Origin of the sequence: Paenibacillus oryziterrae, assembly GCF_042610485.1 — a bacterium.
In the GTDB taxonomy this organism is placed as follows: domain Bacteria; phylum Bacillota; class Bacilli; order Paenibacillales; family Paenibacillaceae; genus Paenibacillus_AQ.
The window spans coordinates 204,982-216,761 of the sequence record NZ_JBGJZO010000005.1; the positions used below are offsets into that span (position 1 = coordinate 204,982).

Consider the following 11,780-nt stretch of genomic DNA (forward strand, 5'->3'; position numbering starts at 1 on the left):
AGAACATGGAAGATATACTTGGGGGCGGCAGAACCGCCCCTTTAGGGACTTATAGTGAGGCTGTAGACTGGATCAACAGCCTCATCCCGTTTGGCATCCGTCCAGGTCTCGAACGGGTTGACTTGCTGATGGAGCGTCTGGGACATCCCGAGCGTAGACTGAAGTTCATTCATGTAGCCGGGACGAACGGCAAAGGCTCGACCTGTGCTTTTTTGACAAGTGTTCTGCTGCAAAGCGGGTATACCGTGGGGACATTTACGTCCCCCTATATTACGAAATTCACGAACCGGTTTCAGTATAATGGTGAGGATATACCGGAGGAGATACTGACTAAACTGGCTAATATTCTTCTTCCGCTGGTGGAAGAAATAGCAGCGACTGAACTTGGTTCCCCTACCATGTTCGAGGTGGCAACAGTGCTTGCTCTTCTGTATTACGCGCAGGAATGTTATCCTGATGTGGTCGTATGGGAGACAGGGCTTGGGGGAAGGCTGGATGTAACGAATATTGTTACGCCAATTGTGTCGGTGATTACTAATGTGGGTTACGACCATACAGATGTGCTTGGCGATACACTGGAGCTGATTGCAACGGAGAAAGCGGGTATTATCAAACCAGGAGTACCTGTGGTCAGTTGTGTGAACCAACCGGAAGCTTTAGCCGTGCTAAAGAACAAAGCGGCTGAATGCCGGAGTACGCTATATCTGGCAGGAGAAGATTTCACCTATGAAAGCAATGGCATCGGCAGCGGCGTACAAGCTTTCACCTTTAAGGGGCCGTTCCGCAGCATCAATATAGAAATTGCCATGAAAGGCGACCATCAAATCGCGAATGCCGCCGGAGCCATGATGGCACTGGAGGTACTCCGCCAGTATATGGCGTTTATTCTTGATGATGAAGATGTATTGAAGGGCTTTCGTGATACGTTCTGGGCGGGAAGACTGGAAGAGGTCAGTACTTCTCCAAGAATTGTGCTGGACGGGGCTCATAATCCGGAAGGCGCCGAAAGCCTGGCCAGAAGTCTTCCACAGTTCTACACGTACCGCAAATTAAATTTGCTTATGGGCATGCTCTCAAACAAGCATCATGAATCATATTTGAAGCATATACTGCCTATAGTGGATACGCTCATCCTGACCGAACCGGATTTCCGGAAGAAAATGGACGCGGAGAACCTGCGTGGAATCGTGGAGAGTCTGCGGAAGAAATATGCAAAAGAGCATTTGGAAATTATAGTAGAGCATGATTGGGGTAAGGCGCTGCAACTGCTGAAGGCGCGGACGTCAGAGGACGATTTGGCGGTCGTTTCCGGAACGCTGTATTTAATCGCAGATGTGCGCGGCGCAATTTTGCAGCAACCCGATTCTGAAAAAGGCTGGTGACAACTGTTGGATAATACGGAACGTGTTCATTTTATAGGGATTGGCGGTTACGGGATGAGCGCTATTGCCCGTGTGATGCTGGAGATGGGTTATACCGTCACAGGCTCGGACGTGGCTGCTCAGGAACTGACGGAGAAATTAATTGCCAAAGGTGCCAAGGTGTATATCGGGCACACGGCAGAGCAGGTTAAAGGTGCGGATCTTGTTGTCTATTCTACGGCATTGTCCAATGACAATGTAGAATGGGTGGAAGCGGAGCGGCTTAATATCCCGATCATCCATCGTTCGCAGATGCTGGCGCGTTTGCTGAATGAGCGTAAAGGGGTAGCTGTAGCTGGTGCACATGGCAAGACAACAACCTCATCGATGATCGCACTTGTAATGGAAGAGTGTGGTGTGGATCCCACATACATTATCGGCGGAGAGATCATGAACGTAGGTACCAACGCCAAAGCGGGAAAAGGGGAGTTTGTTGTAGCCGAGGCCGATGAAAGCGACGGCTCTTTCCTCCAGTATCACCCTTGGCTTGGCATTGTGACTAATATTGAAGCGGATCACCTGGAGAATTATGGTGGTGATTTCAATCGTTTAAAAGCAGCTTATGTGCAATTTATGAATCATCTTGCGGAAGACGGAACCGCAATCGTGTGTGTGGATGATGAGAATGTTATCTCCCTGCTGCCGGAAGTTAAGGGCAAGGTCATTACTTACGGCATTCAATCCCAGTCAGCGGATTATCTGGCTTCCGATATTGTGCTCGGAGACCGCCAATTGTCATTCACCATGAGTGGTTACGGTGAGACTCTGGGCCGGATTGAGTTGTCTGTTCCCGGACAGCATAACCTCTACAACGCGATGGCTACAGTAATTGCTTGTTTGAAAGCAGGCATTCCTTTCTCTTCAATTGCTGAGGCTATAGTGAAATTTAATGGTGCCAAGCGGCGGTTTCAAGTGCTTGGTGAAGTGAATGATATTCTTGTTATTGATGACTATGCTCATCACCCAACTGAAATCCAGGCGACGATTAGCGCTGCGAAGGCAACAGGCAAACGAATTATTGCCGTGTTCCAGCCTCAGCGCTACACACGGACCTTTTTTCTGCTGGATGCATTTAGTCGTGCCTTCTCGGAGGCCGACGAGGTTATCATCACGGATATTTATTCACCTGCCGGCGAGAAGCAGATTGAGGGGGTAACCTCGGCGAAGCTTGTCGAGCTCATCGTGCAGAATAGCAATGCTGGTGCGCGTTATCTGCCTAAAAAGGAAGATGTGCTGGCTGATTTGGAGGACCGGATTGCTCCAGGCGATCTGGTGATTACTATGGGTGCGGGCGATATCTGGAAAGTAAGCCACACACTTGCTGATATTTTAAAGAAACGATAGGCTACCATAGGACCACTTTGGATTAGAAATAGAAAGCGTGTTCCCGTTTTCGGATACCGAACGGGAGCACGCTTTTTTTATACAGGATAAGGTTGCTCTTGTATATTTCGGGCAGAAACGGTACTGTTGATAGTTGGATAAGGACAATTCCATTGCCGGGAATTCCTGCGCATATTATGGTGGTGTAAAGGTGAACCCTGCTTTCGATATCAGAACCATGCTATTTTCGCTTATATTTGGAAATCTGTTTATAGTACTTCTCATTTCTGCGTACCGCCTCCGTTATCCTAAGGACTCCGCCTCTTCATTTTTCGTACTCTCGAAATGGCTGCAAGCGGCTTCATGGAGCGGTCTGACTCTGCTCACCGGGGTGCCCTCCTGGCTGTCCCTGCCACTCGTCAATTTACTGATGCTTGCCGGGGGATGCCTTGAGCTTATTGCCCTGTTAATGATGATGGGAATGTTCACGCGCAGGGTCAAGCACTATTATGTATTCCTGGCTGCAGCCAGCACCTTAACTTATGGGATTATCTTTATCTTCAATAACGAATCCAACCTGAGGATTGCTTCTGCTTCGTTTTGGACAGCCCTATTTATTGTGTATCCGGCTTATCATTTAAGTGCTGACAAACATGGAACTCCTCTGCAAAAGATCATGGGCAGCCTTTACTATATTATCGCCTTCAGCATGCTGGGGAGGGGAATCGCCGCGCTGACAGCTTCCGGACTGATGACGGTATTTACTCCGAATGTGGTTCAACAGCTCTATTACATAGGCATGTACATGTTCTTAATCCTTGGAACGGCTGGTTTCATTCTTCTCTCCAAAGAGCAGTCCTATGAGGATTTGAAAAAAGTGGCTACCTATGACGAGCTGACGGGTATCCTTAACCGCAGATCGTTCATTATCCAGGCGCAGCAGAAGATTACGACGGCGGTCAAGAATATGGAGCGTGTCTCCCTGATGGTTCTGGATATCGATCATTTCAAACAGGTGAACGATACCTATGGTCATGATACCGGTGATAAGGTGCTGACCAACTTTGCCAGGGTAATACAGCAGAATCTGGATCAGGGAGATTTGTTCGGCAGGTTCGGCGGCGAGGAATTTACGATCCTGCTGGGTGCTGTGGATGAGGTGGAGTGCGACCGTAAGGCGGAGCTTCTGAGGAAGGCCGTCATGGATGTAGTCTTTCCGGGCATTTCACTGAAGGTTACTGTCAGTATTGGAGTTGTCACGCTTGTTCCCAATCGGCGAACCCCGCTGGACATGCTGTATAAACTCAGCGACAAGGCGCTTTACCGGGCGAAGCTGGAAGGGCGGAACCGTGTCGTACGGGGCCGGTGGCTGTAGGGAACATGTGAATCAAAGCTCTCTGAATACTCCTGACGCTACTTGGGCGGGCAGGAGTATTTTTTGAAATATGGGAAATAAAAACTTCCGCCTGCCAGGTAAAAATAGTATAGTGAAACATATTGCGTTAATGTACTAGGGTGGTGAAACTATTTACTTTGTTCTTGATGTTCCAACACTGCTGCTCACGTTTATGCTGGGTAATCTGTTAACAGTACTGCTGGTCATTGCTTACCGTTCCCGTTATCCCAAGGATATGACTTCAATGGTATTCGTGGCGGCAAAAGGATTGCAAACCGTATTCTGGCTGCTGCTGATATATCCGCATATTTTGGATCACCGGAACCTCTTTACGCTATCTATTGTGATTTTTAGTGCTGGCGGAGCTTTAGAAGCTGTTTCACAGCTCCTTATTTTAGGGATGTACAGCAACAGAGTGAAGGTCAACTATATCATCATGGCAGGATTTAGTTGTGCCGGGGCTGTGATTCTGAATCTCTTTGGCAGCGACCTGAGGTTTCTGCTTGCGTTCCTCTCTCTTCAAGGAGTACTGTTTTTCCTGTATCCGGCATATGTGCTCTGGATGAATCGGATTGGATCTCCGCTCCAGAAACTGATGGGGCTTATGTACATGTTTATCATTGTTGTGTTTATGATCCGGGCAGGGGTGTTCATTTCGGAGCACAATCTGGAGAGGGTTATTATTGAAAGGATAATCGCGCTGTTTTACATCGCGGCCTATCTGTTCATCTTTCTGGGCTCTGCGGGCTTTATGCTGCTGCTCCGAGAACAATCCTATATAGAGCTGGAACGAGTGGCTACATATGATGAGCTCACAGGTATTTTAAATCGCAGGTCCTTTATGCTGCGCTCGCGGTCCTTAATTGCTGAAGTCGCCGGTGAGGGCCAGCCGTATTCTTTTCTGCTGCTGGATATCGACCACTTCAAGAATGTTAATGACACATACGGACATGATGCAGGAGATAAGGTGCTGCGTAATTTCACGGCGGCCATGGAGCGTGTATTGGGCCGGGAGGATCTGTTCGGCAGATTTGGCGGAGAGGAATTCGCCGTGCTTTTGCCGCGCGCGGGTGAAGCCGCCAGCGGTGAGATTGCCGAGCGGCTGAGAACCTCCATTCTAGAGGCGGATGTTAACGGAATGCAGATAAACTATACGGTCAGTATTGGTGTGGTTACTGTAATCCCAACAGAGCGGATTTCTCTAAATACCCTTTTTAAAATATGCGACAAGGCACTTTATCAAGCCAAAAAGCACGGCAGAAATTGTGTAATGAGAGTCATGGTGCAGTACTAGCATGATTGCAAAGCCGCAAGTCTCGGGAATCGCCCGGAGGCTTGCGGCTTTTTTTAGAATACAAGAAAGTAGTAGTTCACATTATCCTTTACCTTGTGTTTTTACGAGCAACGGGTGCCGTCACTGTAAGGACGCCGCAGCCGTTGCTTCTTATTAAATGTCCGAATTTCGCAAAAATAAGCTTTTCTCTCTAAATACGATCAGCAAGCAGCACCCTACAATATAGAAGAAGGCCAGAACCAACGGCTATTTCTGCGGTCTTTGAAAGGCCGCCACGGATTGAAAGAAGGTGCTGTTCATGAGTGAGGAAGTACTGCTGCGGATGGAGAATGTCAGTAAATCCTTTCCCGTAGTAAAGGCTCTTAGAGAGGTGAGCTTCACGCTGCGACGGGGTGAAATTCATGCCTTGATGGGAGAGAACGGGGCAGGAAAGTCTACGCTGATTAAGGTGTTGACCGGTGTATATGAGATGGATGAGGGAAGTGCCTATCTGGCAGGGCAAAGACTGCAAATCAGCTCCCCTCAGGATGCACAGGATGCCGGTATCAGCACGGTGTATCAGGAGATTAATCTTTGTGCCAATCTGACGGTGGCGGAGAATATTTATATCGGCCGTCTTCCGAAGAACAGGGCGGGGATTGATTGGAATAGCGATGATTGCCGGGAAGCTCAATCTGGCAGTGGAATGCAACCCGCTGCTTGGACCCCAGTTCATCAAGGCTGCCGATACGGATTATTACCTCGGAAAGCATGTTCCCTCAGATACCGTGAAACAAGAGATCTCTTTACGGGAATACTGATGTATTCTTTAACACTGAATATAACTTAGTCTATTACTCTCTTAACACAAGCTAAATATATTAGTAAAAGAGCAATCTCGAATAAGAGGATGCTCCCCCAGTGCATCTTCTATATCCTTCAGGCCTCCGATCATCGGATGGCCTTTTTTTTATTTAAGCATAATTTGTAATTTTCTTTAGATAAATCCATAAATCTACAATAATCACCTGATAATTGGGTATATAACTATAAATATAGAAATATACGCACGGGTGAGGAGAAGAGAAATGAAAGAGAAGCTGCTATTTATTTCTGCGGAGAATCCTTTTCCCCAGGATAGTGGAGGGAAGCTGAGAACAGGCAATATTTTGAATATACTGCTAGCGAAGTATGATGTGGATCTGGTTACATACAGGAGGGATAAGCCGGCTGCCCCTGCAGCCCCTGTCGATAAGGCAATAGTTCATGAGGTAGAGCGGACAATGACCTATAGGAAAGCCATGCTGCGCTCACTCTACAAGCTGCGTAACTGCTCTTACATGAGCCACATCGATGTGGATATGAAGAATAAAATCTGGGAGCTCTGCCGCAGCAAAAAATACCGGAATGTATTTATCTCCCATAGTCTGCTAGGCAGTTGCATTGATATTGTGAAGTCGGCGCTGCCAAAGGCGAATATCATCACAGATGCCCATAATTACGAAAGCGGCTTATCTGCGCAGTTGGCCGGAAAGAAGAAGGGGATACAGCGGCTTTATTTTAAGCTGAATGTGCTTTGGACCCGCAGAGATGAACTAAAGCTGATGAATAAGACCGATCTGCTGCTCACAACTTCCGAGAATGATGGTCTTTCATTTAAAAGATTATCACCAAGGAATTCCGGCAAGGTGCACGTGATTCCTAATTTCATCTCTATTTCGGCGTATACCAGCGGGGAGCCAGCGGTGAAAGAAAATTGGATTATACTCCCGGGCAATATGAACTATTTTCCCAATGTGAATGCGGCGCAGTATTTTTATAGGGAGATTTATCCCTTAGTTAAAGCACGGATCCCGGAAGTGAAGTGGTATATCGTAGGCCGTGATGTGCATCCGGAGGTTGAAGCTCTGGCGGCACTGGATGACTCTATAGTGATTACAGGTTACGTGAGTAGTGTGGCTGACTATATACGACGATCTAAGGTTGTCATCGCGCCTCTGCTGGAAGGAAGCGGTACCAGGTTGAAAATATTGGAGTCTTGGGCGCTGAACACCCCGGTGGTCTCGACTTCTGTGGGAGCCGAAGGACTTCTGTATGAAGATGCCTATGATATTATGATTGCTGATAATGCTGCGGAATTTGCAGACAAAGTGGTCAGGCTGTTTCAGGATTACGAATTGAATGTTCATGTAGCCGGACATGCCATGCAGACGTTGATGACCCATTATGAAGCTGGAAGCGTCAAGGAGAAGGTGCTGAGTCTTGTCTAAAGGGATATTGTCTCAACGCTGCATAGCTCTCTATTGTCTATCATATATTTCTTTATAGATGAGACAAGGTGAGGTGTGTATTGTGAGTAACGGAAAAATGACTTTTCGTTTCGATACCGGGAAGGATAAGCATACGTTGGAGGATCACAAGCCGGATGCAAGGTATAACAATGTGGTTGAATTTGATCCTGCACAACAACGTCAGGATACTGAGGACCCTTATTATGCGTATCTGGATAGCCGTGATGTGCAGCAGAACTTCTTTCAAACTGAGGTTTATCCTGAGCTGTGGGAGGACTCTTCGATTCATCAGGACGAAGAAAACCCGTGGCAGGTAGATCCACAACCTGGTTTGACTGACGGAAAAAACAATGGTGCTTATCACTCCCGCCGTCCTTCGCATTTATGGAAATTTGTGGCGTCGGTTGTCGCAGCAATCGGTATAGGGCTGTTGTTTGGATATGTGGCACTCTCTTTTTTTCATGGAGGCGGATTACCGGGGGGACTGGCTGATGAATCTGTGAACTCTGCCAAAGCCGGGGCACAGAATGGTAATGCTGCCCAGGAACCCGCCGGAACCGGAACATCCGGCTTGCCGATTGCAGATAGTGGCAGCGGGAGCAAAGTCCTGATTTCTGTACAGGTTGCAGGTCAAAGTTACTATTTGCTGCAGTATGGTGTTTTTAGTACACCAGAGGGAGCGGTTCAGGCACAGGAGGAGTTGCTGACAGCCGGACTTGCTGCCGGGCTGGACCAGACAGAGAGTAACCGGGTATATGCTGGGATTTCCCCGGACCGCGAGCAGGCCAAGCTGCTCAGCAATGGGCTGAAAGCGCAGGGGATCGAATTGTATGTCAGGGAGGTCACTCTACCTGCTGCTGCAGAGCTGAATTATAATGGAACTGCGGAGAGTGTTGATCATTATTTTGACGTTAGCGGTAGATTACTAGGAGAACTTAGTTCCTTATCCGCTTCTTTATTAAGCAGAACCTCAACGGTCCAAACTGCTGATGTCAGCAATCTTCATCTGGAATGGAGCGAGGCGATCAAGGCGCTGGAAAGCGGGCTGCCGATGGCGGCGCTCGAGATTTCTGCTAACCTTAAAAAGTCGATGGCTCAGGGAATTTCCGCACTAAATGAATACAACAAGAATAAATCGGACGGTCTGCTGTGGGAGGTTCAAGGTTCAATGATGGACTATCTGGCGGGCCAGAAAAAATTGCTTGCCGCCCTTCAATAACACATAGGTCTTACCGACTATTAAATCAATAATAAATCCGACCCGGTAATGATTACCACTTTTGGGGTCGGATTTTGCGTTTGTATTGAACTCCGTTTCACCGTATAATAATATGGGTGTCAAAAAATGGCGAGGGAAGACTGAGATGAAGAAGAAAAATGTAGGAACACTGCTGTTATTTCTGATTCTGGGCTGGCTAGCCGGGGCGTGGATCGCCAAGCTGCTGGAGCCCGTAAAAGCTCTCTCCTTTTTAACGAAATCGACCATGATCAAGTGGTCACCCCAAGCGGATTTGGATATTTTCACTTATGACATCACCATTCAAATGAAGTTATGTCTGCTTAGTCTGATCGGTATTATTGCTGCCGTATGGATGTACCGCAGGCTGTAGCCAGGAAAGGGCGTTTAAACCCGTGAATGATGCGAACTCACCCATTCTGATCCTAGCCTCAGGTTCACCTCGTCGCAGAGAGCTGTTATCTCTGCTGGGTCTGCCCTTTGAAGTGGCAGTCACAGATACAGACGAAAGCACACCGCCGGGATGGACACCGGAGCGGATTGTCTCTGTCCTTGCACAGCGCAAGGCGGAAGCGACAATGACTTTGAATGCTGAACGGAATGCCGTTATTATCGGGAGCGACACTATAGTGGTCCATGATAATCTTATTCTCGGTAAACCGGTGGACGAGCAGGATAGTATCGCCACGCTCACAGCACTGCAAGGCAACACCCACAAGGTATACACCGGGGTGGCTTGTATCCGGATGCCTGAGGGTATAATATCGGTGGAGCACCGGGTCACGAATGTAACAATGAGAGGGTTAAGCCCTGAAGAGATTAAAGCCTATGTGGCTACCGGAGAGCCCGCGGACAAAGCTGGTTCTTATGCTATACAAGGACTTGGCTCCACTTTGGTGGAGAAGATTGAAGGCTGCTATTTCAATGTGGTTGGCTTGCCTTTGGCGCTGCTTGGAGATATGCTCTCACGGTTTGGCATCCAGGTGTTAAATGCCCGCGGGGAGTAAAGAGAAGAGGGATCGGGATGGAGTCGCGATTGTTGATGCTGCGGGACCTCCCCCATGATGAACGACCAAGAGAGCGCATGATGCAATATGGGGCTGAATCATTAAGTCAAGCCGAGTTGCTTGCCATTCTGCTGCGGACAGGAACACGCAGGGAATCTGCAATCGGCATAGCGCAGCGTATACTGAGCCAGTCAGGCGGTATCCGTCAACTGGCAGATCTTAGTATTAAAGAACTGACTTCCATTAAAGGAATCGGACCTGCAAAGGCCGTTCAATTAAAGGCTGGTATAGAGCTTGGAAGACGCATGGCCAATTCGCGGCTGAATGAGCCTGTAATCATCCGCAGTCCGCATGATGCGGCGGATATACTGACCGAGCAGCTCCGCTATTTGCAGAAGGAACATTTTGTCTGTCTTTTTCTGAATACTAAGAATCATGTCATAGCGCAGGAAACGTTGTCTATGGGAAGTCTTAACGCATCAATTGTGCATCCGCGGGAGGTCTTTAGGGCCGCCATTAAGAATAGCAGTGCCTCCATCGTATGCGCCCATAACCATCCAAGCGGCGATCCTACGCCCAGCCGGGAAGATATTGCATTGACTACGAGGCTGATACAGGCGGGGGAGATCGTAGGCATCGATGTGCTGGATCATTTAATTATCGGAGACAGCAGCTTTATAAGTATGAAGGAAAAAGGATTTATGTAATATAACTGCCCTAGATTTACTTAAGAAAAGGAGAATACAAGCATGTTAGGTGGTTTCACGAAAGATTTGGGAATTGACTTGGGGACGGCAAATACGCTCGTCTATGTTCGCGGCAAGGGGATTGTAGTAAGAGAACCTTCCGTGGTAGCCATAAATACAGAGACTAAATCCATTGAAGCAGTTGGAGAGTCTGCCAAAAAAATGATCGGCCGTACACCGGGGAATATCCGGGCAATTCGTCCGATGAAGGATGGCGTCATTGCTGATTTTGACACAACAGCAACCATGATTAAATATTTTATCCGCCAAGCTCAGAAGCAGCGCTCCATGTTCCAGCGTCATCCGAACGTGATGGTATGTGTCCCGTCCGGAATTACTGCCGTTGAACAACGGGCTGTTGAAGATGCTACCAAACAGGCGGGTGCTCGTGAAGCCTATATTATCGAAGAGCCGTTTGCAGCTGCGATCGGTGCGGATCTGCCGGTGTGGGAACCTACAGGCAGCATGGTAGTTGATATTGGCGGAGGTACTACCGAAGTGGCTGTTATTTCGCTCGGCGGTATTGTCACAAGCCGTTCTGTGCGCGTGGCCGGCGACGAGATGGATGAAGCGATTATCCAGTACATCAAACGCCAATACAATTTGATGATCGGGGAACGTACTTCGGAGCAACTTAAGCTGGAGCTCGGTTCGGCTTTGCCACTGGACAAAGCGGAAACCATGGAAATCCGCGGCCGCGACCTTGTGACTGGACTCCCTAAAACGCTCACCATTACTTCCGACGAAGTATGCGAGGCACTGGGTGATACTGTCAATGCAATGATTGAAGCCGTGAAGGTTACCCTTGAGAAATGTCCTCCTGAGCTTGCGGCAGACATTATGGACCGTGGTATTGTACTGACCGGCGGCGGGGCGCTTCTGCGCAACCTTGACAAATTGCTGGCCCGTGAAACCGGAATGCCTGTTATTGTCGCTGAGAATCCGCTTGACTGTGTGGTTATCGGTACAGGAAAAGCATTGGAGAATATCCATTTGTTCAAGAGCCGTGGCAATTCCTCGTTTCGTGCCAAACGGTAATAACTGACCTGTTCTTACTGAACGTCAACCCCTGATGTGGGAGAAATA

11 protein-coding genes are annotated in these 11,780 nt (G+C 48.3%); all 11 read left to right on the forward strand.

Translation table 11 applies throughout. The features are described from left to right. The first annotated feature begins 5 nt into the window (after positions 1-5). Complete coding sequence (locus ACAN55_RS08570) at positions 6-1,382, forward strand: bifunctional folylpolyglutamate synthase/dihydrofolate synthase (RefSeq protein ID WP_379130823.1); 1,377 nt, start codon at positions 6-8, stop codon at positions 1,380-1,382. Positions 1,383-1,388: 6 nt separating this feature from the next. Beyond that, a complete protein-coding gene (gene murC / locus ACAN55_RS08575; RefSeq protein WP_379130825.1) occupies positions 1,389-2,765 on the forward strand; it encodes a UDP-N-acetylmuramate--L-alanine ligase in 1,377 nt (458 codons plus the stop codon). A 133-nt stretch (positions 2,766-2,898) separates the two neighbouring features. Next, entirely contained in the window at positions 2,899-4,119 is a 1,221-nt protein-coding gene (locus tag ACAN55_RS08580; RefSeq protein WP_379130827.1) for a GGDEF domain-containing protein, read from the forward strand. Positions 4,120-4,312: 193 nt separating this feature from the next. After that, entirely contained in the window at positions 4,313-5,434 is a 1,122-nt protein-coding gene (locus tag ACAN55_RS08585) for a GGDEF domain-containing protein (protein ID WP_379130829.1), read from the forward strand. A gap of 298 nt (positions 5,435-5,732) precedes the next feature. Continuing rightward, positions 5,733-6,263, forward strand: a complete 531-nt coding sequence (locus tag ACAN55_RS08590; protein ID WP_379130831.1) for an ATP-binding cassette domain-containing protein — start codon at positions 5,733-5,735, stop codon at positions 6,261-6,263. A gap of 238 nt (positions 6,264-6,501) precedes the next feature. After that, complete coding sequence (locus ACAN55_RS08595) at positions 6,502-7,683, forward strand: glycosyltransferase family 4 protein (protein ID WP_379130833.1); 1,182 nt, start codon at positions 6,502-6,504, stop codon at positions 7,681-7,683. An 82-nt stretch (positions 7,684-7,765) separates the two neighbouring features. Further along, positions 7,766-8,923: an SPOR domain-containing protein gene (locus tag ACAN55_RS08600; RefSeq protein WP_379130835.1), complete on the forward strand. Its 1,158-nt coding sequence runs from the start codon at positions 7,766-7,768 to the stop codon at positions 8,921-8,923. Between the two features lie 145 nt (positions 8,924-9,068). Beyond that, positions 9,069-9,314, forward strand: a complete 246-nt coding sequence (locus tag ACAN55_RS08605) for a DUF4321 domain-containing protein (RefSeq protein ID WP_379130837.1) — start codon at positions 9,069-9,071, stop codon at positions 9,312-9,314. 22 nt (positions 9,315-9,336) lie between these two features. Next, positions 9,337-9,948, forward strand: a complete 612-nt coding sequence (locus ACAN55_RS08610) for a Maf family protein (RefSeq protein ID WP_379130839.1) — start codon at positions 9,337-9,339, stop codon at positions 9,946-9,948. Between the two features lie 17 nt (positions 9,949-9,965). Next, complete coding sequence (gene radC / locus ACAN55_RS08615) at positions 9,966-10,655, forward strand: RadC family protein (RefSeq protein WP_379130841.1); 690 nt, start codon at positions 9,966-9,968, stop codon at positions 10,653-10,655. Positions 10,656-10,697: 42 nt separating this feature from the next. Further along, positions 10,698-11,732: a rod shape-determining protein gene (locus ACAN55_RS08620; RefSeq protein WP_379130843.1), complete on the forward strand. Its 1,035-nt coding sequence runs from the start codon at positions 10,698-10,700 to the stop codon at positions 11,730-11,732. Positions 11,733-11,780 lie beyond the last annotated feature (48 nt).